This is a genomic window from Ferranicluibacter rubi, assembly GCF_011603255.1.
Lineage (GTDB): Bacteria > Pseudomonadota > Alphaproteobacteria > Rhizobiales > Rhizobiaceae > Ferranicluibacter > Ferranicluibacter rubi.
In genome coordinates this window covers 144,445-168,029 of sequence record NZ_JAANCM010000007.1, presented here as the reverse complement: position 1 = coordinate 168,029, position 23,585 = coordinate 144,445, and the positions used below count along the sequence as shown (strand labels likewise).

The window sequence follows — 23,585 nt, the reverse complement described above, 5'->3', positions numbered from 1 at the left end:
AGAAGATCATGGATGCGATGACCGAAACCGCAGGACACTACATCACCGCCGACCCCTATCCCTGGCCCTATAACGGCAAGCTGCGGCCTGACAACACCGCCCTCATCATCATCGACATGCAGACCGATTTCTGCGGCAAGGGCGGCTATGTCGATCATATGGGCTACGATCTCTCGCTCGTGCAGGCGCCGATCAAGCCGATCGGCGCGGTGCTCGCCGCCATGCGCGCCAAGGGCTACCACATCATCCACACCCGCGAGGGCCATCGCCCCGATCTCGCCGACCTTCCGGCCAACAAGCGCTGGCGGTCGCAGCGCATCGGTGCCGGCATCGGCGATCCCGGCCCCTGCGGCCGGATCCTCACGCGCGGCGAGCCCGGCTGGGACATCATCCCGGAGCTTTATCCGATCAAGGGCGAGACCATCATCGACAAGCCTGGCAAAGGCTCCTTCTGCGCGACCGATCTCGAGCTGATCCTCAACCAGAAGCGGATCGAGAACCTTATCCTCACCGGCATCACCACCGATGTCTGCGTCTCCACCACCATGCGGGAGGCGAATGATCGCGGCTTCGAATGCCTGCTGCTGGAAGACTGCTGCGGTGCGACTGACCACGGCAACCATCTCGCCGCCATCAAGATGGTCAAGATGCAGGGCGGCGTCTTCGGCGCGGTCGCAAACTCCCAGGCGCTGATCGAGGCCCTGCCCTGATGGCCTCCTCAAAACGCGACGTGCTGCAAGCCTCCGTCTGGCGCGTGGCCGCAAGCGGTCCGGCCGATGTGTCGGGCGTGGAAGCGCTGTTTGTGGCCGGCCTGAAGCCGGAAACGGTCGTCGCCATCCTCGGCAAGACGGAGGGCAATGGCTGCGTCAACGATTTCACCCGCGGCTATGCCACGGCGAGCTTCGAGGCCTTTTTTGCAAGGCTCGGCGTCGAGGCTCCCTGCCTCGTCATGTCCGGCGGCACGGAGGGCGCGCTGTCGCCGCACTGGACGGTTTTCGCCCGCGAAGCCGTGACCGACGCCACGGATACGAAGGATGAGCCGTCCCTCGCCATCGGCGCAGCGCGCACGCCGCATCTCCCCTTCCACCATCTCGGCCGGCGGGAGCAGGTGCTTCTCGTCGCGCAAGGCGTCCGCGCCGCCATGGCGGACGCCGGGATCGACGACCACAAGGATGTGCATTTCGTCCAGATCAAATGCCCGCTGCTGACGCTTGCCCGGATCGGCGAGGCGGATGCTGCGGGTGAGACGGTGGCCACCCGGGACACGCTGAAATCCATGGGGCTGTCGCGCGGCGCCTCCGCCCTCGGCGTCGCCGTGGCGCTCGACGAAATCGACGCGCGCGACATCACCGACGAGGTCGTCGGCGCGCGCCTCGACCTCTTTTCCCGCTGCGCCTCCACGTCGGCCGGCGTCGAGCTGACCGATCACGAGATCATCGTGCTCGGTATGAGCAAGACCTGGCGAGGTCCGTTCGCCATCGATCACGCCGTGATGGCGAACGCCATCGACACGGCCCCGGTAAGAGCGGCACAGGCCCGGCTGCCCGAGACGGCGCGGCTGGCGGCCGTTCTCGCCAAGGCGGAGCCCGACCCTTCCGGCATGGTGCGCGGACGGCGTCACACAATGTTGGACGATTCCGACATTGCCGGCACCCGTCACGCCCGCGCCTTCGTCGGTGGCGTGCTCGCCGGCGTCTTCGGCATGACAGACCTCTACGTGTCGGGTGGCGCCGAGCATCAGGGCCCACCGGGCGGCGGGCCTGTCGCCATCATCGTGGAACGCGAGACCATCGGGAAAAAGGAGAGCTGACATGCCTGTCATTCGCGATACCCCCGTTCTGCCGTCCGGAACGGCGGCCGGCATCGAGACCATCGGCATGACCATGCGCTTCGGCAGCTTCACGGCGCTGGACGACGTGTCGATCCGGGTACCCGCCGGATCCTTCCATGCACTGCTCGGCGAAAACGGTGCGGGCAAATCGACGCTGGTGAAATGCATCATGGGCTTCTACCACGCGACGTCGGGCGCGCTGGTGGTCGATGGCCGCGAGGTCTCCGTCGCCTCGCCGCGGGATGCCGCTACCTTCGGGCTCGGCATGGTCTACCAGCATTTCACCCTCGTCCCCTCGCTGACCGGCGCCGAAAACCTCGTCATCAGCCGCTCGGACGTGCCGGCCGTGATCAACTGGGGACAGGAGCGCAAGGACCTCGCGCGCTTCATGGAACGCATGCCGTTCCGGATCCCACTCGACCGGCCGGTGCGCGAGCTGGCCGCCGGCGAGAAGCAGAAGCTCGAGATCGTCAAGCAGCTTTATCTCGGCCGCTCCTTCCTGATCCTCGACGAACCGACGTCCGTGCTGACGCCGGCGGAGGCGGACGAGATGCTGGGGCTTGTGCGTGGGCTCACGGACAGCGGCGGGTTGACCGTGCTGATGATCTCCCACAAGTTTCACGAGATCACCAAGTTTGCCGATGCGGTCTCCATCCTGCGCCGCGGCAAGCTGGTCGGTACCGGCGCGATCGGCGATCTCTCCACCGCCGCCATGGCAGCCCTGATGATCGGCGATGTGAAGCTCGCCGAACTCGACAGCCGCGCACCCGTCGGCGACACGGCGGAGACGGTGCTCCGTCTCTCCAGCATCAAGGCGCCGGATCGCTCCGGGCTGAAGACCATCGAGATCGACGACCTCACGGTGCGGGCCGGCGAGATCGTCGGCATCGCCGGCATTTCCGGCAACGGGCAGAAGGAGGTGACCGAGATCCTGGCCGGTCAGCGCCCACCCGTCTCCGGCACCATCGAGGTCCATGGCGCGGCCTATGGCGCGACCCGGGCGGAAACGCGCAAAAACAACGTCCGCTTCATCCCGGAAGAACCGTTGCAGAACGCCTGCGCGCCGCGGATGACGGTGAGCGAGAACCTGTCCTTCCGCACCTTCGACCTGAAGCCGGACGGTGGTCAAGCGATCTGGCTCTCCAAGGCGGGCATGAAGGCACGCGCGACCGCGCTCATTGCCGACTTTAAGGTAAAGACGGCGTCTGCCTCGTCTCCCATCGCCGCCCTTTCGGGCGGTAATGTGCAGCGTGCCGTGCTCGCCCGGGAACTCATCGGCGATGTCGATCTGCTGATCGTCTCCAACCCCTGTTTCGGGCTCGATTTCTCGGCGGTCGCCGAAATCCGGGCCCGCATCATGAAGGCGCGCAATGCCGGCACGGCAGTGCTGCTGTTGTCGGAAGATCTGGACGAGCTTCTCGAACTCTCCGACCGCATCCTCGTCATCTCGGAAGGGCGGCTGGTCTACGAGACGGCGGCGCGCGGCGCCGATATCGGCATCATCGGGGCGCATATGGCAGGGCATCACTGATGGCGGATATCACGGCAGAACCGTTCGACTTCCCGGCGCGCTTTGGCGAGATGGCGCTCGTCGTCATCGACATGCAGCGCGATTTCGCGGAGCCCGGCGGCTTCGGCGCGAGCCTTGGCAACGACGTCTCCCGCATCGGCCGGATCGTGCCGGATGTGAAGAGGCTGCTCGAGGGTTTTCGTGCCGCAGGCCTCCCCGTCATCCACACGATGGAGTGCCACCGGCCGGACCTCTCCGACCTGCCGCCCGCCAAGCGCGACCGCGGCAACCCGGCGCTGCGCATCGGCGACGAAGGCCCGATGGGGCGCGTGCTGATCGTGGGCGAACCGGGCACGGACATTCTGGCGGAGCTTGCGCCGATCGACGGCGAGATTGTGATCGAGAAGCCCGGAAAGGGCGCTTTCTACGCGACCCCGCTCGGTGAGATCCTGAAACAGAAGGGCATCACCCAGCTCGTTTTTGCCGGCGTCACCACCGAGGTCTGCGTGCAGACGACCATGCGGGAGGCCAATGATCGCGGCTATGAATGCCTGCTCTGCGAGGAGGCGACCGAGAGCTATTTTCCCGACTTCAAGGCCGCCGCCATCGCCATGATTCGCGCCCAGGGCGCCATCGTCGGCTGGACGGCGCATATCGACAATATTTTGAAAGGACTGCCCCATGCCTGAAACCACACGCGACTTCTCGATGTCGGGCGGTTGGAAAGACCTGCCGTTCGAGGCCTTCCGGAAAGGTGTGACGATCCACTGGATCAAGCGGTTCGAAGGCGATCAGCCGGGCGTGGCGCTGTTGAAATACGAGCCAGGCGCATCCGTGCCGCACCACCGGCATGAGGGGCTCGAAACCATCCTCGTTCTCGACGGCGTGCAGTCGGACGAGACCGGCGATTACGCGGAAGGCAGCTATATTGTGAACGCCATGGGAACCGAGCATTCCGTCTGGAGCAAGCCCGGATGCGTGGTGCTGATTCAGTGGGACCGGCCCGTGACGATCCTTGAGGAGGACATGGCATGACCGGACGTCCCTCCTCCGATCTTCTTGCCTCCCCCGATCTCCCGGCCTTCGACATCGCCTCTCTGTCGGATTTCTATCGCAATGGCGGCAGCGTCAGCACGATCGTGGAGCGCGTGTTCGCCCGCATTGCAGACGTGGATGACCCCGGCATATTCCTGCACCTTGCCAACCGGCAGGATGTGTTGGCAGAGGCAGAGCGCCTCGGCGTCTACGATCCCGCAATGCCGCTGTTCGGCATTCCCTTCGCGGTGAAAGACAATATCGACGTTGCGGGCATGCCGACGACAGCTGCGTGCCCGGATTATGCGTACATGCCGGAGAAAGACGCGGAGGTCGTCCGCCTCTTGAGAGAGGCCGGCGCGCTCGTCATCGGCAAGACCAATCTCGACCAGTTCGCCACCGGCCTCGTCGGCGTGCGCTCGCCCTATCCGATCCCGAAAAACGCCATCGATCCGGCGCTGGTGCCCGGTGGCTCATCCTCAGGTTCGGCGGTTGCCACGGCGCAAGGCATCGTCTCCTTCGCGCTCGGCACAGACACGGCGGGCTCCGGCCGCATTCCCGCCGGGCTCAACAATATCGTCGGGCTGAAGCCGAGTCTCGGTGCGCTCTCCACCACGGGCGTCATTCCCGCCTGCCGCACGCTCGATTGCGTCTCCATCTTCGCGCTGACGGTCGAAGATGCCTGGACCGTATTCTCCGTCGCGGCCCGGCCGGACCCTGCGGACGCCTATTCCCGCGCTTTGCCGAAGGGTTCTCGTGTGGCCCCGCCCGTGCTGACCATCGGCGTTCCAGCAAGCGCCGACCTCCAATTCTTCGGCGATGCCGCGATGGAGGCGGCCTATGGACAGGCGCTGTCTACGCTGCGAGAGCTCGGCCACCGCCTGGTCGAAATCCCCTTCGGCCCCTTTTACGACGTGGCCAACCTGCTCTACGAAGGCGCCTGGGTGGCTGAACGCTATGCCGCGGTGAAGGACTTCTTCGACACGCGGGAAGATGCGTTTCACGCCGTCACGCGCAAGATCTACGGCGGCGCCAAGGCACTGTCGGCGGCCGATGCCTTCAACGGGCTCTATGCGCTTCAGGCGCTGAAGAAGAGGCTCGCGCCTATCATCGCCTCGGTGGATCTCTTCTGCGTGCCGACGGCCCCGCGCCATTACACGGTCGGCGAGCTCGAAGCCGAGCCGATCCGGGAGAATTCACGGCTCGGAACCTATACGAACTTCGTCAACCTGCTCGACATGTGTGGCATGGCGGTGCCCACCGGCACCCGGCAGGACGGCCTGCCCGCCAGCGTCACCCTGCTTGCCCCCGCCGGTAAGGACGGCCTCGTCGCAACGCTCGGGCAAACGCTCCACGCCGCAAGCGGCCTGACGCTCGGCGCCACCGGCTGGCAGCAACCTGCAAACGTCGCGCCTGAACCGGACACGTCCGCGGAAGGCCTGATCGACCTCGTCGTGGTCGGAGCGCATCTCTCCGGCATGCCGCTCAACCAACAACTCATCGATCTGAAAGCGCAATTCTCCCGCACCGCCCAGACCTCCTCGGACTATCGGCTATACGCCCTTGCCGGCACGGTGCCGCCGAAGCCGGGCATGATCCGGGTTGCGGATGGAGAGGGAACGCAGATCGAGGTCGAGATCTGGCGTCTAACGTCCTCGGCCTTCGGCAGCTTCGTCGCCGCCATTCCCGCGCCGCTCGGCATCGGCACGATTGCCCTTTCCGATGGCACGTCGGCCAAGGGCTTTCTTTGCGAGCCGGTCGCGATCGCGGCCGGCGCTGCGGATATCAGCGCCTTTGGGGGATGGCGCGCCTACTGCGCGAAGGCGTGACATTCCCTGCGGCGCCCACCATTTGAGCCCAAGGACGTTGATTTTCCATTGGTTTTCCCTTGATGTGTTTCACCGGAATTCTGGTTCGATGAGGATCAGCAACCTTTCAGAGCATGACGATCTCGGGATGATCCTCGTGGGATCACTCGGAGCTGTCTTGCTCGTTGTGTTTGAATGGGAGGGGCGACTCCGATACTTGGTTGACACCTGCGCTGAGCTCGTCCCTCATGTTGTTCGCCGACGGTTGTGCGTTGCTTGGCCGGAAGATGGTCAGCCCATGAGACGCTTTGATGACCGCTTCGATAGCTCGCAGCTCCGCGATAGTTATTCCCCCTTTTAATGGGTTGATTAACGCCTGAATCGAGTTGTTTGTACCATTGAAGGGGGTCGTTTCATGCGCTTAACGCTCCAAACCCATTTTGATGGCGAATGGCACCATGTCGCCAAACCAGAGCTCGAGGACGATAAGGCAAACTTCCAGGGTACGTCCATCGTCGATTACGATCTCGACTATTTCGTCACTGTCGCATCGGCCGAGTTTGCGGCTGGCAAAACGGTCCATGACCATCGCGCCTTGTCAGTTGGTGACCCCGTAGAGCTCGGTACGCTGATCAGGCATCTGCCGGGTTCAACGACGGGACGCTCCGCGGAAAGGTTGCTTCCACACTTGAACGACCGGCATTGACGCGGTCAATTTCGTCCAAGAACTCCGATGACAGCCTTACAGACCTTCCCGGCACACTGGCTGCACCGAAGCCGCTCTTGAAAGACTGACAGCGTTATGTCGCCCTGCCCTCCCAACAGCGATCTATGGTCGAGCCAGCGGGTACGATTGCACGATGGGCATTGACCGCCGATCACCTCGAATTCGGCAAGGCTGCTTAGCGAACGGTGTAGGTCGTACGCAGCGAAGCGGGATTGTGCCGGGGCGAAGGGCGCATCAACGATCAGATTGATACCCTTGCGGTGCTTCACGACACGTCACGCCTCTGGAATGTCCGGCAAGCGGGTGAAGGATGGTCGCCATCCTCTGCCAATACCGGTGCTCAAGAGGCTCGACGCAATGTGAAGCTGTTCGCGAGCGAAATCTAACTCAAGCACGAGCGTCTTCACCGCCTCGAATGCGTCACCATCGTGCTCTTGGACGATGTGCCTCGCAAGGACGTCAGCGGAAATGGCAAGAGGCTCGTAAGGCTGGTGCGCGGCGTTGCTCATGATGGACCCACGGTAGGAATGTTTTCGGGAACGACGGAATTCGTTCCTACTTTGTTCTCGTTGCGCTGCGGAGTCAACCGGCGTGGTCGGAATGGTCGTGAAAAACAATCGGAGGCCGGTTCAGGGTAGCAGGACCGTGACAAGGGCACACTCTGCCGTTACATTTGCAACCGGCTGAACGGCGGGTCCGACGATGAACTACAAGGCCATTGGATGGAACGTTCTCGATGCCATCGGCAGATTGAACGTTGCTGCCATCTGCGGCGCTTTCGCAGCGTGGGTCGTTGTAATGGCAATGCTGGCTTCATTAGCTATCGTCAATAGAGAAATGTACGTCCTCAACACCATCGTCCTTTACGTCGGAATGCCGCTCTTTTCCTTGCGGTCTGGCTTGGAACGTATGTCGGCATTCTCACGGTGTTGCGCGTCACCGTCAGACGTCTCACCGTTCTTTCGCCGTCAATCTGCGCAGGGAAATTTAGATCGAAGCGCTAAGACCATCGTTCGCGCGATTTCGGTCGAAGGCAGTTTTAACCGCGTTGGGTCTTGGGCTACCGTAGTCCGACACAATTGACATGTACTCGCCGGTTCGCAGCCGCTTTGTAGGGGGGCAAAAAATCGGGCTATTGCCCTGCTCTTTCGAAAATTCGCTCGCTGCCGAAACACCTCTTCCAATCCCTGCGATCACAGGATTAAAAAAAGAACTCGGTGATTGAGCGTTCAGAAGCAGGGTTTGCATATCAACAGAGGGCGCGTCCTGACTATTCCCTGTCCCTACCGTCAAAAGCAGGGCAACCGCTATGCATCCTGTGAATGAAACAATCTGTGCTATCGTTTTTATCTGACGTCCTTGTAAACCACTGTCCTGTTTGGCGATTCTTTCGACCTTCAGTGCCGCCCTGCCCTGATCCTGCGAGAAACATTCCAAGCGATGAGAGCGACGATCACCGCATCAAGGATCAGGGCAACGATTGCCGTGACTACGAGAAAAAAGTAGTCGAACTCGTTCGGCTGATCGATGGTCAGATGTCGAGCTACCACCAAGAGCGGGAACGCGATCATGAAGGCGACAGCAAGCCACTCTCGTGTCGTCATTGCGCGAAACACTCTCGACATGCATTCAGTCCTCTTCTTGCCGGGATGACATTCAGTAGAGTGAATCAATCAGCCGGGAAATCATCACTCCAACGCCAAGGAGTGCAGAGCCAAAGCTGACGAGTATATGATATTAAATACAGGCGTAAGAATCGCTATATTTTGGGCATCTTCCGCCTGTAGGCAATATCCGCATCAAAGAAGAGGCGGAACCTGAATAGGAACGGCCGCGCAGTGTTGAGCGCCAGGGGGTGACGGAGGCGGAGATCCTTAAGCGATCTGCTCGCTTCATGGAAGTCGCCGATCGTTTCGCAAGGCTTGCCTCCGGCTCAAGCGGCCTGCAAGGCAAATGGCCGAAGGTCTCGATGACACAGGCAAATGACGGGCTGTATTATCCCGACAGCCTTGTGAGCGATGATGAGTCCGTGTGTCACGTCCATCGGCAAGTTACTTAGCAGTAACGAGCCCGTGGACCGCCCGATCCTCGAAGGCGAAGCCCTCCATTCGCGGATCGCTCTAGAGATCGGTCCGAAGGTCAGCGAACCCTCGATCTATGCCGAGGGCGTTCTGATCATTCCCCGTTTCGACCGGATAAAGAGACAAGGCGGTGGAACCGTCAGGCTGGGCCAGGAAAGCCTGGTGTCAGCGATCGGCGTTGCCGATTTCGGCCATGTTGACACGCACGAGGCCGGTATCGACGTTCTGCGCCAATATTCAGCGGATCCCTTCACGGGCATTGTCGAACATCTGAAGCACGACATCGCCAATCTGGCGCTCGGCAATCCGGATAATCACGGCCGGAATTCCGCACTTAGCAAGCACCAGAACGGCACGATCCGGCTGTCTCCGCTCTTTGATTTCGCATCAATGCGGCTCGCCAAAGAGGGTATCGTACGCTCCACCCGATGGGCCATCATGCGTGATGGTGGTCGCGATCACCTTCCCGATAGCAATCGTATTTGCCGCGAGGTGATGCCTGATCCTGCTGAGCAGAAAGCGCTCGCGGCCTCGCTTTGCGAATTCGCAGAACATCTGCGGCACGCGCCGGCCATGGCAAACGATAGGGGTGCGTCGCCAAAAATCCTTGAACGTGCAATGGGCCGCTGGATGGAAATCGCGGATAGCGTTTTGGCGACGTGCTAGTGATGCCGAAGGACAGCTAAATGGCTCGGTGGAAGAAACCCACGAAAGATGAGATTCTCGAAAACCGTCAAACACTGGCGGAGCGTGCTCGAACCGGCGATTTGAGGCTGCCGAATGCGGTGGCAGAAATCCGAGAGGGTTCCGGCATGACCCAGGAGGAGTTCACGAATATGCTTGCACTAACGCGACGACATGTTGCGGAAATCGAAGCTGGGGCGGCGAACCCAATGCTTGAAACATTGGAAAAGATAGGTCGGTTATTTAAATTTTCAGTTTGGTTTGTCCGATAAAGAGATTGGCGGACAACTATCCAAAGATTAGCGCTGAAGCGACAAATTTCGACGCCAAAAAATTCACGCGTTGTGGAACACCACTTTATCTTGCTTGAAATTCGGCGGGCTCTGCAGGGACAGGAGACGTCAGGTAAAATACCGTTCCTTCAAAGGAAGGAGCGCCGCACCGATGGCGGCGGCGTCTCCGAGCGTCTCGCTGAGCACGAGCCGCGCTTCCTTCGGCCCAACGTCATAACGGTGCACCCGCTGCGAGGGAAGGTGGGCGCGCTCGATCATCATGCGCCCAAGCTCCGTCGGCAACTGCCCGCCAAAGACGATAGCCTGCGGGTCGAGAACGGCGACGAGCGTTGCGACCAGCCGGTCGACCTGCGGCAAAGTCTCCGCCAACCAGTCCTCGACGCCCGGCCATGCGGGGTCGAAATCCCGTCGCAGCGTATCGACGCTGTCGATGCCGATGCCCTTTTCCTGCAGCCGTGCCAGAAGATATTGCAGAGCGGGTCGCCGTTCGGATTCGCCTGGCATAAAGATGCCGCTGAACTCGCCGGCATTGCCGTGGAAGCCGTGGAACGGCTTGCCGTCGAGGATCAACCCGCCGCCGAAGCCGTAATTGAACGAGAGAAACGCAAAGGTCCGGCACCAGAGGCCGACGCCGCACATGCTCTCGCCGATCGCGCCCGTCGTCGCATTGTTCTCCAGCCAGACGGGCAAACCGAAGGTATGCTCCAGCTCTGGTCGGAGATCCCGGAGAGACCAGTCGGAGAGCGGCTCCGGCGCGTTGAAGGCGCGATCCTCCGACACGAAGAAGCCCGACATCGAGAAGCCGAGGCCCGCGATCGTGTTCTTGCGGATATGATGCTCTGCCAACAACGCATCGAGCCTCACGGCAATGGCGCGCAGCGTCTTCTCCCGGTCGCACGGCTGAAGGTCCAGGCGCTCTTCCACGATGATGCTGCAGGCAAGGTCGGTGATGCTGAGGATGACCGAGTCCGTGTTGACGGACAGGCCGACCGCGCTGGCCCCGTCGCGCGCAAGCTCGATGGTCGGGCTCGGCTGACCGCGCATGCCGCCGATCGGCGCGCCGGTGCGCAGCAGCCCGCGAGAAACCAGCCCCTCGACCAGCCGGTGGACCGATTGCTGCGTGAGGTTGGTGTGGCTGGTGATCGTCGAGCGCGCCATCGCGCCATGACGGCGGATGATATCGAGGATCATGCGCTCGTTGTCGCTGGCAAGCGGCACCCGCGACAGGGCGCCCCGTTCCGCTGCCATGTCTCGTTCTCCCGGCCGTGTTCGCTCTGACGTCATGGTGTTTGGAATATCGCGCGCGACCCTGCCCGGCAACGATGTCGGGCCGACGATCCCACATTTTACAAAACCGTCATAAATATTACACTCTAGGTGTAGTAATAGGTCTCCATCGGAAACGCGCATGTCGCCAAAGGGCATGTCTCTCATTCCCACATCCCATCGGATCCCGAGGAGCCCCTATGTTCAGGACCATTCTTGCCGCCGCCGTTCTCGCGCTGACGGCCACCGCCGCCCCGTGTCTTGCGGCCGAGACCAACATGAAGAACCTGACCTTCGATCTTTCGTCGGTCACGCGCGACAATTTCTACGAGATCGTCGTGCCCGCTGCCAAAGCGGAAGGTACTGTGACGATGTACAATTTCGCCGGCAGCTTCGGCGACACCTGGAAGGAGCTGATCCGTCGCTTCGAGGCAAAATACGGCATCAAGGTCAGCTATTCCGACGTCAAGGGCGACCAGGCAAACCAGCAGCTGATCGCCGTGCAGGCCGCCGGACAGGATTCACCCGTCGATGTCTACTTCGCTGGCGGTGGCGGCTATCCGCTGCTGTCGTCAAAGGGGGTCGTCGGCAAGATCGCGCTGACCAAGATCCTGCCCAATATGGATCACTACGATCCGGTGCTGAGCGAGACCATCTTCGGCAAGCCGCATGGCGGCAGCTTTCCGCTCGTCCACCTCAATCAGACAGCCATCGGATATGACAGCGCGGTCGTGACGGCCGCGGAGGTTCCGAGAAGCTTCACCGATCTGCTCGCCTGGGCGGAAAAGAATCCCAAGCGCCTCGGCGTCACCTCGCCCGCCAAGGGCGGCTCCGGCAGTGGGTTCCTCTATTCGCTGGCGCTCGATCTGCTGACGGGCGACTGCAAGGCGCAGCTGACCGACGCGAACCAGACGTTGGACGAAGCCGAGGAATGGGCCATGGGCTCGGAATGCCTCGATCCGGTCTGGGATTACTATCGCCGCCTGCTGGCGGTCGCCGAACTCACCAACGGCAATGCCGATACGCTCAACCTCATCAACAATCGCCAGCTGTCCATAGGTACCGTCTGGGAAGACCAAGTGATGACCTTCCTCGCCACCAAGCAGGTGCCGGAGACGATCCGCCTGACGCTGCTTGAAACGGGTCAGATCGGCTCGGGCGATGCCATGTTCGTGCCGGCCAATGCCCGGCACGTGGCCGCCGCCCTGCTCCTAATCGATATGGCCATGAGCAAGGAATTCCAGCTCTGGAAACTCGAGAGCAAAGCCTCGCGCTCGCCGCGCACGGATGTGACCAGCGATCAGGTGCCGGCGGAAACGCAGGCCCACATGCTGCCATTAAGCGTCTATCCGCGCCTCAGCGTCACCGCTTTCTGGGACATGGCGACAGCGCTTTCCGAGGCGCTGGACGAGAAGGTGCTCAACCAGTAGCCGGCTCACCCGACCTCAAGGCGGCTCTTCCGCCGCCTTGAGGTCGGGACCGACGCAAAGACATACCCCCTCCGATCCATCGGGAAACGGCCATGACCATGCTTGCAATCACCGATATCACCAAGGATTACGGTGCGAGCCGCGCCCTTCATCCTGTCTCGCTCTGCGTCAAAAAGGGCGAGTTCGTCACCATTCTCGGCCCGTCCGGCTGCGGAAAATCCTCGCTTCTGCGGATCGTCATGGGCATCAGCCAGCAGAGCGGCGGCGAGATCCGCCTCGCCGGCCAGCGTATTGACATGCTGCCGCCCGAACGGCGCGACATCGCCATGGTGTTCCAGTCTTACGCCCTGTTTCCACACATGACGGTCGAGCAGAACCTGCGCTTCGGCCTGCGGATGAAGAACGTGCCGAAGGTCGAGCAGCAGAGGCGGATCGCCCATGCACTCGACATCTGCACCCTCACGGGTCTGACGGCCCGCATGCCGCGCCAGCTGTCCGGTGGGCAGCAGCAGCGCGTGGCGCTCGCCCGCGCCATCGTCATGCAGCCGAACCTGCTGCTCTTCGACGAGCCGCTCTCCAATCTCGATGCGAAGCTGCGCGATACGCTGCGCCACGAACTCGTCGCGCTGCACCGGCGTATCGGCGCGACCAGCCTCTATGTCACCCACGACCAGGCCGAGGCGATGGCCATGTCGGACCGGATCGTGGTGATGAATGCCGGTCGCGTGGTCGAGATCGGCACGCCGTTGGAGCTTTACCGCTCGCCGAAACAAGCCTTCACAGCCGGCTTCCTCGGCCAGACCAATCTGCTCGCCGTCACCGCCTCCGGCCGGCAGGGGCAACTCCCCTGGGGCCAGCCGGTTGATCTCGCCACGGAGGCCATGGGTCCGGCCCAGGTGTCCGTGCGACCGGAAAGCATCGGCATCCGCGCCTGCGATCACGTCTCGAGCGCACCGGCGACGGTTGCCGGCGTGTCCTTCATGGGCGCAAGCGCGCTCTATACGGTCGCCGTCGGCGAGACCCTCTTGAAGGTCAGCCAGGCAGGCGGCGATGCGCTGATCGAGCCCGGCCGCACTGTGGAGCTGACGTTCCCGGATCGCCTGCCCGTGCTCGAGGACCGGGTGATCGAGGACCGCGTGCCCGCCCGAGAAGCCGCGTGATGCCGGCGCTGCTTCGCGATCATCGCCTGCTCCTGCCGCTGCTGCTGGCGCCGGGTGTCGGCTATCTTCTCCTGTTCTTCGGCGGCCCGCTGGCCTCCGCCCTCATCGGCAGCCTGCGCTTGGAGGATGGCAGCTTCACGCTTGCTTGGTACGTGCGCATCTTCACGCGTCCCTCCATGCTGCGTGGGCTCGGCACCTCCATCTATTACGGGGTTGCGCCGGTCGTCGTGTCGCTTCTGGTCTCCGTGCCGCTGTCGCTCGCCATCCGTCGGCACTTCGTCGGGCGCAAGCTCTTCAGCGGTCTCTACAAGCTGCCGCTCGCGGTTCCCGGCATCATCGTCGGCCTGATGATCATCGTCCTCTTCGAGCGCGGCGGTTTCATCGACCGGGCGGTGGCGCCTCTGGGGCTCGGGCTGCCGAAACTCGTGCGCGACGACTGGGGCGTCGGCGTCATTCTTGCCAGCGTCTGGAAGCAGATCCCGTTCATGACGCTGATCATCACCAGCGCCTTTGCCGCGATCCCGGAGGATATCCGCTTTGCGGGCCGCACGCTCGGAGCGTCGCGGCTTGCCACCTTCTTCCTTGTGGAGGTGCCGCTCGCCATGCCCGGCATCACGGCGGCCGTGCTCCTGACCTTCATCGGCTCCATGGGCTCCTATGCCATTCCCGATATCGTCGGGCCGCCGACGGCAAGACCTCTGTCCGTGCTGATGGTCAACGAATTCAATCAGGGCCGGTTTCCCCAGGTCTTCGCCATGGGCATGGTGCTGAGCGCCTTCGCCGTCGCCGTTCTCGTCGCCTATTACACCCTGACATCGCGCATCGGCGATGCGCATGGACGCGGAGATACGAAATGAGCGCCCTTGCCGAAAACACCCTGTCGCCCGCCGCCCGCAAACGGCGCTTCACGCGCGAAGACCGGCTTCCCGTTGCGGTCGGCCTCTATGCCTTCCTGTTCCTGGCAATCGCCCTGCCGCTCGGGCTGATGTTCCTCTGGAGCATCGCCGATGGCTGGCCGCCGCCGCATGTGCTGCCGCAAAGCTACACGACCGAGCGCTGGGCCGGCGTGCTCGGCGATAGCGGCCTGTTGCGCGCCGCGATCAACAGCATCGTCATCGCCTTTGTCGTCACCTTCGCCACGGCCCTCATTGCCCTGCCCACGGCCTGGGCCATGGCGCGGTTTCCCTTCCGGCTGAAGCGGGCGGTGGAGATCTTCATCCTCGCACCGATCATCATTCCCGGCATCGTGGTGGCTGTGGGCATCGGCCAGGTGTTTCTGGCGCTCGGCCTTGCCTATTCGGTCGCCGGCGTTATCCTCGTGCAGATCGTCGGCACCCTGCCGCTGATGATCCGGCTGATGACGGCGGCCCTCGAGACGATCCCCGACGACCTCCTCCATGCCGCCCGCTCGCTCGGCGCCGGCACGTTCGGCATCGTAAGGCATATCGTACTGCCGCTCGCCGTGCCCGGGCTTCTGGCCGGCGGCTTGATGTCCTTCGTCGGCAGCTTCGAGGAGTTCGACAAATCCTTCATCGTCGGCGCCCCTGTGGTCGAGACGCTGCCGATCAAGCTCTACATGTATCTCGATCCCTATTCGATGCAGCTGCCGCTTGCCTCCATCGTCTCCTTCCTCCTGCTCCTGCCCGCCCTCGTTATCTTCGTCATCGCCGGCCGCGTGCTGCGCGACGACCTGATGGCGGCCGGCATGGGCAAGATCTGATGTCCGCACACCGCAACACGAACCGAAAGCAAGACCTCATGCCCACCTCCCAAAGCCGCCTCGCCGCCGCACCGTTTCACACACCCGACGTCCTCCTCATGGCCTCGCGCGACAATCCCGCCATCCTCACCATCGCCCATCGCGGCTTCTGGAAGACCACGGCGGAAAATTCGATCGCCTCCATCGAGGCGGCCATCGCGGCCCGCGTCGAAATGGTCGAGATCGACACACAGGCAACCGCCGACGGGCACCTCGTCGTCATCCACGACAAGACGCTCGACCGCACGACGACTGGCACTGGCATTGTCGCGGAACTTTCCTTCGACACCGTTCGCAACGCCCGCCTGAAGGTCGGCGCCGGCGGAAAGGGCGCCGCAGCGACGCAGGAGTCCGTGCCGACGCTGGAGGAAATCCTCGAGGCCGCGCGGGGCCGCATCGCCGTCAACATCGACACGAAGTTCGAGCGCGACCTGCCGGCCGTCATGGAGACGGTTCTACGGCTCGGCGTCGAGTCACAGGTTCTCGTCAAGACCGATATCGACATCAATGCGACGCGTTTTCCAATTCTGGACGCCGACTGGTTCGGCCGCATCCCGCATATGCCGATGTTTCGGGTTCGCAAAGACCGCTTCGCCGAAGACCTTCGCCGCATCGCTACCCTCCGCGCGCCGATGATCGAGGTCAAGTTCGACGATATCGACGACATCGCGGCCGCCCGCGAAGAACTCACCCGCCAGAATATCCGCGTCTGGATCAACACACTCGATGTCTCCCATTGCCTCGACTACAACGACAGCCGCGCGCTTCACGACCCGCATGCGGTCTGGAGCCGGCTGAAACAAGCGGGTGTCGGCGCGATCCAGACGGATGAGATCGAGGCATTTCGCGCTTGGGCCACGCAAAACGAGGGAGATGCGGCATGACGAACACGCAAGACCGGCTGTCGAAGGCAACCGTCATCGTCGAGGAGGCCATGCACGAAGCGCTCGCCTTCTTTGCCGCGCGCGACGCGATCGCCACGCGGGAAAAAGGCTTCCAGGACTTCGTATCCGAAGCCGATACCAGCATCGAGACGCTGATCCGCCAGCGTATCGACGCGGCGTTCCCAGGCGAGACGATCGTCGGCGAGGAGCTCGGCGGCGTCGGCGGCGAGGCCTACTGGATCATCGATCCGATCGACGGCACCTCGAACTTCCTGCGAGGCTCGCCGCTCTGGGGCATCTCGCTCGGCCATGTCACGAACGGCCGACCGGACCTCGGCGTGGTCTCCCTTCCCGTCTTCGGCGAGGTTTATAGCGCGGCTGAGGGCACCGGCCTCCTGCGCAACGGCGTGACGCTCGCCCGCAGCGCTCCTCTGGGCGATGTCCGCGTCGTCTCGCTCGGCGACAGCGCGCACGACGACATTGCCGAGATCGGCGCTCTGCATACCGGTCTTCGGCAAGCGGGCTGGGTGGTCGAGGCGCTGCACACCACCTCGGTCTCGCTGGTCTTTGCTGCCCGCGGCATTTTCGACGGTCACCTGCAGAAAATCACCACCATGTGGGACATTGCTGGCGGCGCCGTGCTTGCCCGCGAAGCCGGCCTTAACGTCCGCATCGGCACCAGAGCTGACAGCGACATCCCCTGGATTGCTGCCGGCACGGCCCCCCTGCTGGACGCAACGGCGGCTCTCTGGCCGGAGATCATCAAGGGCTGACAGCGGGCGGGAGAACCACGTCCGCGACGGCTCGGCGAGCCTGCAAGAAACATGAAACGCAAGCATTTTCGGCAATCCCACTTTTGCCGGAAAACGCTTGTGTTCACACACTTTAGCAATTTATTTATTCAACATTAACCACCTCTATGCAAACGTCAGTTGTCAAGATTGGCCCGGTTACGCGCCGGACCCTGATCCGAATGATACGGATCTCCGTGGTCGACCAATCATTTCTCATCAACGACATCCGTGTCGCGTTTCCTACAAATCTATGAGGAAACGTCGGCTCGCTCGCCACGCTTAGGCTGCTTTGAGCTGCAGTCGTCGCGTGGATTCAGGGTTTGCGGGCTCAACGCTAGGGACAGGGTTATGACGGATCAGGCATTGCCAATCACAGCTTCGCGCGCGCGTACATGCGCTCGACAGGAGGCGCAGTTGCGCGCAATCGTATGAGTCTGCAGGTCACCCGAAGCGACGTTTCAACCACGTGGAACGGGCAGGACGAGATGTCCGTACTGACCTTCAATCTCAATGGCGAGACCTTCGCTATCGAGGCAATGACGGTGCAGGAAATCCTCGACCTCCTACCCGAAACACGTGTGCCCGGCGCCAAAGCCTATCTCGGCGGCGTGGTCAATTTTCGCGGCAAGGTCATTCCCTTGGCCGACATTCGCCTTGCCTTCGGCATGGAGGCCGGCGCAGCGTCCATCGACAGCCGCATCATCGTCGTCCAACTCGACATCGACGGTGAGCCCTGCCTCGTTGGCATCCGCACCGACAAGGTCTACGAGGTCACCACCCTCTCTCGCGCTGCCAGCGAAGCACCGCCGAGCGTCGGCATGCGCTGGCGGGCGGATTTCATCGACTGCCTCGTCAAGCGAAACGGCGAGTTCGTCATCGTGCCAAACCTCAAGACGATCTTTGCCTCCCACTAAGATCGCTCTTCCTCCTCCGTCCATCTGCAGCATCGGATCGAAACCATGACCTTCACGCTGAAAATGAAGCTCGCCACCGCCTTTACCTTTCTCATCGTTCTGATGGTGGGTACCGCAGGCTATGCCCTGTACAGCCTTTCGAATCTCAATCAGTCGATGAGTGATGTTCTCGCCGGCCCGGTCACGCGGCTCGAGTTCGCGCAGAGCCTCAACATCGCGCAGCTTGAGGGCATCCGTCAGCAGAAGAACATGCTGACCACCAACACGCCGGCCGAACTTGCCGCAGCCAATACCAAGAGCACCCAGGCCTTCGTTCGCATGAACGAGACGCTCGGCAAGGCACTGGCGATCGCCAGCGCGGAAGGCCGCCCAAAGTGGATGGCGATCAAGGATCTCGCCGCGAAGGCTGAGGATGTCAACCGGCGCATCTACACCTTCATGGAATCTGGTTCTGCGGACCAGGCGCTGCGGATCTCGATCACGGAGGGCCGCGAGCTTGCCAATGTGATCGACGCCTCCGTGGCCGAACTCGTCGACCTGTCGAAGTCGCAGCTTGCCGATGCCGATCATGCGGCAGACACCCTCTATGACATAACCCGCACCGTCATGATTGCCCTCGCCGCGGTCGCCTCGTTGATCGCGATCGGTGCTGCCGTCTGGATCTCCATCACTATCAGCCGCGGTCTGGCCCGCGCATCCACGGCCGTTCGTAGCGTAGCGGAAGGCGATCTGACGCAGCTTGCCGTCGTCGGCTCGAAGGACGAGATCGGCGAGATGCTCTCCCACGTCAACGCCATGGTCGAGCGCCTACGCGGCGTGGTCGGCGATGCGCTGTCGGCCTCCGACAACGTCTCCTCGGGCAGCCAGGAGCTGTCCTCGAGCTCCGAACAGCTGAGCCAGGGCGCAACCGAGCAGGCCTCGTCCGCCGAGGAAGCCTCCGCTTCGATGGAAGAGATGGCGGCCAACATCAAGCAGAACGCCGACAATGCCGCCCAGACCGAGAAGATCGCCCGCCAGTCGTCCAAGGATGCAGAAGCCAGCGGAGCCGCGGTTGCCCGTGCCGTCGTCGCCATGCGCACGATTGCCGAGAAGATCTCCATCGTTCAGGAAATCGCCCGCCAGACCGATCTGCTGGCGCTGAACGCCGCCGTGGAAGCGGCCCGTGCCGGCGAACACGGCAAGGGCTTTGCGGTCGTTGCCTCCGAAGTGCGCAAGCTGGCCGAACGCAGCCAGGCGGCCGCTGCCGAAATCAGCGGTCTCTCCGGCGAGACGGTGCAGGTGGCGACGGAAGCCGGCGACATGCTCGGACGCCTCGTGCCCGACATCCGCAAGACGGCCGAACTGATCGCCGAGATCTCGGCTGCCTGCCGCGAGCAGGACATCGGGGCCTCGCAGATCAACGAGGCGATCCAGCAGCTCGACAAGGTGACGCAGCAGAATGCCGGTGCTTCCGAGCAGATGTCGGCGACATCCGAAGAATTGGCCGCCCAGGCCGAGGAGCTTCAGGCCTCCATCGCCTTCTTCCGGGTGGACAACGTCTCGCACAAGCCGGCCCCGGTCGCCGCCGCGCCCCAGCGGTCCGCGCATCACACCGCCCATCACACGGCAACCGCACGCCCGGCCGCCGCCCCGCGCAAGCCGGCAGCCGTCGCCCCCCGCCAGAGCGTTTCTGCCCAGCAGGCCCGCGTGAAGGGCTTTGCGCTGGACATGTCGATGGGCGGCCCGGACGCCGACGACGCCGACTTCAAGCAGAGCGCCTGATATGGACCATATGCCGGCGGAGTCCCAGTTCGTCACCTTCAGCCTCGGGGAAGAGCTGTTTGCCGTTCCCGTCACCGTGGTCCGGGAGATCCTGGACCACGAGGACCCGTTCAAGATCCCGCACGGGCCCGACTACCTGATGGGCCTGCGCGACGTGCGCGGTCAGGGCGTACCGATCATCGACCTGCGCCTGCGGCTGGGCATGACGCCCACCGTGCGCACGCCCCACACCCGCATTCTGGTGCTCGACATTCCCTTGGGCGAGAAGGACCTCGCGCTGGGGCTGGTCGCCGACAAGGTGTTCGAGGTAACCCCCTTCCGGCGCGACAGCATCGAGCAGGCACCCGACATCGGCGTACGCTGGCGGTCGGACTACATCCGCGGTGTCGTCCGCCGCGAAACCGGCTTTGTCGTCATCATCGACCTTGCCCGGTTGTTCAGCGACATCAGCGACAGCGGACCGATCCTCGCCACGAACGGCCTGCCGGAGCGCAACGTCGCGTAAACGCGGGCACAGGTCTTGCGCGCTGCTTGACCAATGACGGTAGGCAGGATGTCTTGTCGAGAGGACGGCATAATTAACTGGGCGAGGGGCCCGAGTGTCGTTGGCCTCTCGAAAAAGCACCAGAAGGGAGCAATCTGGTCGGGAGAAACCTGCAGGCAATACAAGGGGACAGAGGCGCTGGAGTTCTCATGCTGGTCGAGCCGGTCCTAGCTATTGGCGTTATTCCTAAGATCTGCACCGCGGGTCCATTTTCGGTCATGGCAAGAACCATGGACTGCGGCGTCATCGAGTAGGTCGGATTGCCAGAAGCTGGTATCTGTGACGCTCGCTGGAAAAGAGGGTCCTGCTCCGCTTGGGTTGCCACGGCTTCCCTCCGGGAAACCGGACCAGCGACATGTGAACCGCACCGGGTTTGCCGGAGGCTCCAATTTCTGAGAAAGTGGAGCCATCATGGGCAAGACAACGAACAAGTTTTCACCTGAAGTCCGTAGCCGTGCCATACGTATGGTGCTGGATCACGAGGCCGAGCACCCTTCGCGGTGGGCTGCCGTTTCATCTATCGCTACCAAGATCGGCTGCTCGCCAGCCACAGAGGTGGCTCGGTTTGTTTGAACAGTTTCGGGCGTTTCGTTAAGTGGATTTCCGCCTCGATTATGCCGCCACCATCATCGGTGCCAGCGCGTTGAAGTAGGCCTGATCCGGCGTCTGCCGGTCAAGGGATGAATGTGGGCGTCGGCTATTGTAAAATGTCAGATAGCGGCTAATGCCAGCGCGGGCCTCGGACACTGTTTTATAGGCTCATCAGCGTGGCGATGTGCAGCCGCCCAGTCTCCAGCCCTTCTCCTCTCAAGAGCCCTTGCAACATCCGACTTCCGGCAAAGGGGTAGTCGAGATGCAACTCGTCAATCCGGCGCATCAGGGCAAGATCGCCGTCGGGCACTGGACGAGGTAGATAATAGACCGTGCCACGGCTGAAGCCGAGAAGCTTCGCCTGGCGTGCGACCGACAGTTCGTGCTTGCGGTCGCTCATTTTTTTCCGCCCAGCAAGCCCGCTTTGCCGAGCGCTCCGGCTAAAAAATCGTTTTCTAGCGTCAGCTCCCCGATTTTAGCGTGCAGCGTTTTGACGTCGACGGTTAGACCCGCCGGTTCCGCCTTGGCTTCATCTCCAAAAACGCCTGTCGCCCCCTCAAGGAGTTGGTCTTTCCATTGCTTGATTTGGTTGGCGTGCACATCAAACTGCTGGGACAATTCCACCAGTGTTTGTTCGCCTCGGATGGCGGCGAGCATCACCTTTGCCTTGAAAGCCGGGCTATGGTTCCGGCGCGGTTGTCTTGTCATGCTCTCTCCTGTTCCCGGCATCTAAGCCGAAGTCAGGCAGAAACTCCACTTATCCTGGCTGTTCAAATTTCCCGAGCCAGCTCACACCCTGCACAAGTGGGTCAAGAAGACCGAGGTCGACAGTGATAAACGAGCAGGCCTGCCGAGCGATGTCGCTGAGAAGATGAAGGCTCTTGAGCGGGAGAACCGCGAGCTTCGTCAGGCCAACGATGTTGGTTTCCACGCAGAACTGAACCGGTTAGGCGCATATGGCAACATCATCAGCGTCGTTACCGGAGATGACGAGAGCACACCCGCTCTGACAGACGATGGCATCAACGAACTCAGGCAGATGCTGACTGAGGCGCTTCGGTCAGCCAAGCAATGGCAGGAGTTCCTCGATTGCTTGTCCTCGGCGAAGAGATCTCAGCACGCGTCGAGTAATTACCCACCCCCTTGCCAAAGCGTGGAAACACTGAATCCCTGTCGGTATGGAACGCGGTGATTTGCAACGTCTGACGAAGGAGGAGCTGATCGATCTGGTGCTGAAGATTCAGCGTCCGGAGAAGACGTCGCGCACGTCCTCGAAGCCGCCGTCGACGGACCGCAAGGAACAGCGCGAACGATCCAAGCCCGGCGGAGCCAAGCTTGGCCATGAAGGGCACAGCCGGGCGATGGCCGCTGATTTCGATCGCGTCGTCGATCATCGTCCCGATCAATGCGCGTGCTGCGGAACGGCTCTGGGACACGATCTTCCCGTGTCGGTCGTCAGCGAGCATGAGACCGTCGAGTTGCCGCAGATCAAGCCCTTCGCCGAGCGGCACCGGCGTCTGGCGGTATCCTGTCCGTCCTGTGGCATGCTCGTTGCCGCGCCCGTTCCGGATGCGGCCAAGGGCACGCCGTTCGGACCGCGGCTGCATGCTGTGGCGACCTATCTCAAGACCTTCCAGGCACTGTCCTACGAGCGGCTTCAAGGTGCGCTCGCCGACCTGTTCGGACTGACCGTCAGCCAGGGCGGCCTGATGAATATGCTGCGCCGGGCGCAAGGGACATTCGTCGCCGAGCGCGATGCTGCCATCGCCTCCCTGCGCCGGGCCAGTGTTGTGGCGTCGGATGAAACCGGTGTGCGGATCGAGGGGAGCAATTTCTATCAATGGGTGTTCCGCTGTAGCGAGGCCGTCGTCCATCGAGCCGCTCCGACACGCGGCGCCGTCGTTGTCGAGACCCTGATGTACGGCCATCGCCCAGATGTGTGGTGTTCCGATCGCTATTCGGCCCAGCAGGGCCATGGCGCGGCGCATCAGACCTCCCTGGCCCATCTCGCCCGCGATGTCGCCTATGCCGAACAAGCCGGCGAGGACGCGCTCCCGTCGCGGCTTCGGCTCTGGCTGAAACGAGCCTTCGCCCTTGCCGACGATATCGGCACGCTCGCCACATCGACCATCGCCACCAAGCGCAAAGCCCTTGCGAAAAGTCTCGAGGCCATTCTAGCGACATCGACAGGTTGCGACTTCGCTCGAACCATCCAGAACAAGTTCCGGCGAGCCCGCGATCAGCTTCTGACCTTCGCACTCCACCCCGGCATGGTCGAGCCGACGAACAATGCCTGCGAGCGATCTCTGCGCCCCGCCGTCATCCAGCGGAAAGTCACGAACGGCTATCGCGCCATGTGGGCCGCCAAAGGCGAGGCCGACATCCGCACCGTCGTCGATACCGCGCGCCTGCGCCCCGGCGCCAACACCTTCAAGACGATTCTTCAGACCGTCACAGCCTGAAATCGGCGGGAAACAAGCCCTGGGTAATTACCGCGTCGAGACATTCCCCAC

23 protein-coding genes and 3 pseudogenes are annotated in these 23,585 nt (G+C 62.5%); 21 read left to right on the top strand and 5 right to left on the bottom strand.

Going from position 1 to position 23,585, the window contains the following annotated elements:
- Window positions 1-8 precede the first annotated feature (8 nt).
- The 7 genes from biuH to G8E10_RS15140 all read left to right on the top strand — a co-directional run bounded on the left by biuH (window position 9) and on the right by G8E10_RS15140 (window position 6,890).
- Entirely contained in the window at window positions 9-710 is a 702-nt protein-coding gene (gene biuH / locus G8E10_RS15170) for a biuret amidohydrolase (protein WP_167129939.1), read from the top strand.
- Window positions 710-1,810, top strand: a complete 1,101-nt coding sequence (gene atzD / locus G8E10_RS15165) for a cyanuric acid amidohydrolase (RefSeq protein ID WP_167129938.1) — start codon at window positions 710-712, stop codon at window positions 1,808-1,810. Before biuH ends, atzD begins: the two co-directional genes overlap by 1 nt.
- Before the next feature lies 1 nt (window position 1,811).
- Window positions 1,812-3,362, top strand: coding sequence for an ABC transporter ATP-binding protein (locus G8E10_RS15160; protein WP_167129937.1), 1,551 nt, complete (start codon window positions 1,812-1,814; stop codon window positions 3,360-3,362).
- Window positions 3,362-4,030, top strand: a complete 669-nt coding sequence (locus G8E10_RS15155; RefSeq protein ID WP_167129936.1) for a cysteine hydrolase family protein — start codon at window positions 3,362-3,364, stop codon at window positions 4,028-4,030. Before G8E10_RS15160 ends, G8E10_RS15155 begins: the two co-directional genes overlap by 1 nt.
- Window positions 4,023-4,376 carry a cupin domain-containing protein gene (locus G8E10_RS15150; protein ID WP_110730774.1) on the top strand — a complete coding sequence of 118 codons (354 nt, stop codon included), beginning with the start codon at window positions 4,023-4,025 and terminating at the stop codon, window positions 4,374-4,376. The genes G8E10_RS15155 and G8E10_RS15150 overlap by 8 nt, the downstream gene beginning before the upstream one ends.
- The gene (gene atzF, locus G8E10_RS15145; RefSeq protein ID WP_167129935.1) at window positions 4,373-6,205 is read left to right on the top strand and encodes an allophanate hydrolase; all 1,833 of its coding nucleotides are present in this window, start codon (window positions 4,373-4,375) and stop codon (window positions 6,203-6,205) included. Before G8E10_RS15150 ends, atzF begins: the two co-directional genes overlap by 4 nt.
- Window positions 6,206-6,599: 394 nt before the next feature.
- The gene (locus G8E10_RS15140; RefSeq protein ID WP_281517600.1) at window positions 6,600-6,890 is read left to right on the top strand and encodes a hypothetical protein; all 291 of its coding nucleotides are present in this window, start codon (window positions 6,600-6,602) and stop codon (window positions 6,888-6,890) included.
- Between the two features lie 296 nt (window positions 6,891-7,186).
- Here the strand turns inward: G8E10_RS15140 and G8E10_RS15135 are convergent, their stop codons facing one another.
- Together G8E10_RS15135 and G8E10_RS15130 are read right to left on the bottom strand one after the other, a co-directional pair.
- Window positions 7,187-7,420, bottom strand: coding sequence for a hypothetical protein (locus tag G8E10_RS15135; RefSeq protein ID WP_167129934.1), 234 nt, complete (start codon window positions 7,418-7,420; stop codon window positions 7,187-7,189).
- 888 nt (window positions 7,421-8,308) lie between these two features.
- A complete protein-coding gene (locus tag G8E10_RS15130; protein ID WP_167129933.1) occupies window positions 8,309-8,536 on the bottom strand; it encodes a hypothetical protein in 228 nt (75 codons plus the stop codon).
- A gap of 447 nt (window positions 8,537-8,983) precedes the next feature.
- Between G8E10_RS15130 and G8E10_RS15125 the strand changes: the two genes are divergently transcribed.
- Both G8E10_RS15125 and G8E10_RS15120 read left to right on the top strand, forming a co-directional pair.
- Window positions 8,984-9,658: a HipA domain-containing protein gene (locus G8E10_RS15125; protein ID WP_343289806.1), complete on the top strand. Its 675-nt coding sequence runs from the start codon at window positions 8,984-8,986 to the stop codon at window positions 9,656-9,658.
- A 20-nt stretch (window positions 9,659-9,678) separates the two neighbouring features.
- Window positions 9,679-9,948 (top strand): helix-turn-helix transcriptional regulator, encoded by a 270-nt coding sequence (locus G8E10_RS15120; RefSeq protein WP_167129932.1) that lies wholly within the window; start codon window positions 9,679-9,681, stop codon window positions 9,946-9,948.
- A 129-nt stretch (window positions 9,949-10,077) separates the two neighbouring features.
- Here the strand turns inward: G8E10_RS15120 and G8E10_RS15115 are convergent, their stop codons facing one another.
- Window positions 10,078-11,217: an ROK family transcriptional regulator gene (locus G8E10_RS15115; RefSeq protein WP_167129931.1), complete on the bottom strand. Its 1,140-nt coding sequence runs from the start codon at window positions 11,215-11,217 to the stop codon at window positions 10,078-10,080.
- 218 nt (window positions 11,218-11,435) lie between these two features.
- On the opposite strand from G8E10_RS15115, the gene G8E10_RS15110 reads away from it, so the two are divergent.
- From G8E10_RS15110 to G8E10_RS15065, 10 genes and pseudogenes are all read left to right on the top strand, one after another.
- Window positions 11,436-12,665 (top strand): extracellular solute-binding protein, encoded by a 1,230-nt coding sequence (locus G8E10_RS15110; RefSeq protein ID WP_167129930.1) that lies wholly within the window; start codon window positions 11,436-11,438, stop codon window positions 12,663-12,665.
- A 92-nt stretch (window positions 12,666-12,757) separates the two neighbouring features.
- Window positions 12,758-13,825 carry an ABC transporter ATP-binding protein gene (locus tag G8E10_RS15105; protein WP_167129929.1) on the top strand — a complete coding sequence of 356 codons (1,068 nt, stop codon included), beginning with the start codon at window positions 12,758-12,760 and terminating at the stop codon, window positions 13,823-13,825.
- The gene (locus G8E10_RS15100; protein ID WP_167129928.1) at window positions 13,825-14,682 is read left to right on the top strand and encodes an ABC transporter permease; all 858 of its coding nucleotides are present in this window, start codon (window positions 13,825-13,827) and stop codon (window positions 14,680-14,682) included. The genes G8E10_RS15105 and G8E10_RS15100 overlap by 1 nt, the downstream gene beginning before the upstream one ends.
- Window positions 14,679-15,545: an ABC transporter permease gene (locus G8E10_RS15095; protein WP_167129927.1), complete on the top strand. Its 867-nt coding sequence runs from the start codon at window positions 14,679-14,681 to the stop codon at window positions 15,543-15,545. The genes G8E10_RS15100 and G8E10_RS15095 overlap by 4 nt, the downstream gene beginning before the upstream one ends.
- Before the next feature lie 38 nt (window positions 15,546-15,583).
- Window positions 15,584-16,468 (top strand): glycerophosphodiester phosphodiesterase family protein, encoded by an 885-nt coding sequence (locus tag G8E10_RS15090; RefSeq protein ID WP_281517598.1) that lies wholly within the window; start codon window positions 15,584-15,586, stop codon window positions 16,466-16,468.
- Window positions 16,465-17,241: an inositol monophosphatase family protein gene (locus G8E10_RS15085; RefSeq protein ID WP_167129926.1), complete on the top strand. Its 777-nt coding sequence runs from the start codon at window positions 16,465-16,467 to the stop codon at window positions 17,239-17,241. The genes G8E10_RS15090 and G8E10_RS15085 overlap by 4 nt, the downstream gene beginning before the upstream one ends.
- Before the next feature lie 449 nt (window positions 17,242-17,690).
- Window positions 17,691-18,176 carry a chemotaxis protein CheW gene (locus G8E10_RS15080; RefSeq protein WP_132449492.1) on the top strand — a complete coding sequence of 162 codons (486 nt, stop codon included), beginning with the start codon at window positions 17,691-17,693 and terminating at the stop codon, window positions 18,174-18,176.
- Window positions 18,177-18,221: 45 nt separating this feature from the next.
- A complete protein-coding gene (locus G8E10_RS15075; protein ID WP_167129925.1) occupies window positions 18,222-19,937 on the top strand; it encodes a methyl-accepting chemotaxis protein in 1,716 nt (571 codons plus the stop codon).
- 1 nt (window position 19,938) lies between these two features.
- Window positions 19,939-20,442, top strand: a complete 504-nt coding sequence (locus G8E10_RS15070; protein ID WP_167129924.1) for a chemotaxis protein CheW — start codon at window positions 19,939-19,941, stop codon at window positions 20,440-20,442.
- 450 nt (window positions 20,443-20,892) lie between these two features.
- Window positions 20,893-21,033 (top strand): annotated as a pseudogene (locus tag G8E10_RS15065) (transposase); the annotation flags it as partial.
- A gap of 60 nt (window positions 21,034-21,093) precedes the next feature.
- Here G8E10_RS15065 and G8E10_RS26325 read toward each other — a convergent pair.
- A complete protein-coding gene (locus G8E10_RS26325; protein WP_425530846.1) occupies window positions 21,094-21,228 on the bottom strand; it encodes an integrase core domain-containing protein in 135 nt (44 codons plus the stop codon).
- A gap of 13 nt (window positions 21,229-21,241) precedes the next feature.
- A pseudogene (locus G8E10_RS15060) lies at window positions 21,242-21,780 on the bottom strand (transposase family protein); the annotation flags it as partial.
- Window positions 21,781-21,859: 79 nt separating this feature from the next.
- On the opposite strand from G8E10_RS15060, the pseudogene G8E10_RS26015 reads away from it, so the two are divergent.
- Together G8E10_RS26015 and tnpC are read left to right on the top strand one after the other, a co-directional pair.
- Window positions 21,860-21,994, top strand: a pseudogene (locus G8E10_RS26015) (IS3 family transposase); the annotation flags it as partial.
- Between the two features lie 256 nt (window positions 21,995-22,250).
- Window positions 22,251-23,534 carry an IS66 family transposase gene (tnpC, locus tag G8E10_RS15050; RefSeq protein WP_167129923.1) on the top strand — a complete coding sequence of 428 codons (1,284 nt, stop codon included), beginning with the start codon at window positions 22,251-22,253 and terminating at the stop codon, window positions 23,532-23,534.
- Window positions 23,535-23,585: the final 51 nt, after the last annotated feature.

What these genes read in the sequence shown, in the direction of transcription:
- biuH (WP_167129939.1), top strand. Translation starts at nt 9, where the DNA reads ATGGATGCGATGACCGAAACCGCAGGACACTACATCACCGCCGACCCC.
- atzD (WP_167129938.1), top strand. Translation starts at nt 710, where the DNA reads ATGGCCTCCTCAAAACGCGACGTGCTGCAAGCCTCCGTCTGGCGCGTG.
- G8E10_RS15160 (WP_167129937.1), top strand. Translation starts at nt 1,812, where the DNA reads ATGCCTGTCATTCGCGATACCCCCGTTCTGCCGTCCGGAACGGCGGCC.
- G8E10_RS15155 (WP_167129936.1), top strand. Translation starts at nt 3,362, where the DNA reads ATGGCGGATATCACGGCAGAACCGTTCGACTTCCCGGCGCGCTTTGGC.
- G8E10_RS15150 (WP_110730774.1), top strand. Translation starts at nt 4,023, where the DNA reads ATGCCTGAAACCACACGCGACTTCTCGATGTCGGGCGGTTGGAAAGAC.
- atzF (WP_167129935.1), top strand. Translation starts at nt 4,373, where the DNA reads ATGACCGGACGTCCCTCCTCCGATCTTCTTGCCTCCCCCGATCTCCCG.
- G8E10_RS15140 (WP_281517600.1), top strand. Translation starts at nt 6,600, where the DNA reads ATGCGCTTAACGCTCCAAACCCATTTTGATGGCGAATGGCACCATGTC.
- G8E10_RS15135 (WP_167129934.1), bottom strand. Translation starts at nt 7,420, where the DNA reads ATGAGCAACGCCGCGCACCAGCCTTACGAGCCTCTTGCCATTTCCGCT.
- G8E10_RS15130 (WP_167129933.1), bottom strand. Translation starts at nt 8,536, where the DNA reads ATGTCGAGAGTGTTTCGCGCAATGACGACACGAGAGTGGCTTGCTGTC.
- G8E10_RS15120 (WP_167129932.1), top strand. Translation starts at nt 9,679, where the DNA reads ATGGCTCGGTGGAAGAAACCCACGAAAGATGAGATTCTCGAAAACCGT.
- G8E10_RS15115 (WP_167129931.1), bottom strand. Translation starts at nt 11,217, where the DNA reads ATGGCAGCGGAACGGGGCGCCCTGTCGCGGGTGCCGCTTGCCAGCGAC.
- G8E10_RS15110 (WP_167129930.1), top strand. Translation starts at nt 11,436, where the DNA reads ATGTTCAGGACCATTCTTGCCGCCGCCGTTCTCGCGCTGACGGCCACC.
- G8E10_RS15105 (WP_167129929.1), top strand. Translation starts at nt 12,758, where the DNA reads ATGACCATGCTTGCAATCACCGATATCACCAAGGATTACGGTGCGAGC.
- G8E10_RS15100 (WP_167129928.1), top strand. Translation starts at nt 13,825, where the DNA reads ATGCCGGCGCTGCTTCGCGATCATCGCCTGCTCCTGCCGCTGCTGCTG.
- G8E10_RS15095 (WP_167129927.1), top strand. Translation starts at nt 14,679, where the DNA reads ATGAGCGCCCTTGCCGAAAACACCCTGTCGCCCGCCGCCCGCAAACGG.
- G8E10_RS15090 (WP_281517598.1), top strand. Translation starts at nt 15,584, where the DNA reads ATGCCCACCTCCCAAAGCCGCCTCGCCGCCGCACCGTTTCACACACCC.
- G8E10_RS15085 (WP_167129926.1), top strand. Translation starts at nt 16,465, where the DNA reads ATGACGAACACGCAAGACCGGCTGTCGAAGGCAACCGTCATCGTCGAG.
- G8E10_RS15080 (WP_132449492.1), top strand. Translation starts at nt 17,691, where the DNA reads ATGAGTCTGCAGGTCACCCGAAGCGACGTTTCAACCACGTGGAACGGG.
- G8E10_RS15075 (WP_167129925.1), top strand. Translation starts at nt 18,222, where the DNA reads ATGACCTTCACGCTGAAAATGAAGCTCGCCACCGCCTTTACCTTTCTC.
- G8E10_RS15070 (WP_167129924.1), top strand. Translation starts at nt 19,939, where the DNA reads ATGGACCATATGCCGGCGGAGTCCCAGTTCGTCACCTTCAGCCTCGGG.
- tnpC (WP_167129923.1), top strand. Translation starts at nt 22,251, where the DNA reads ATGGAACGCGGTGATTTGCAACGTCTGACGAAGGAGGAGCTGATCGAT.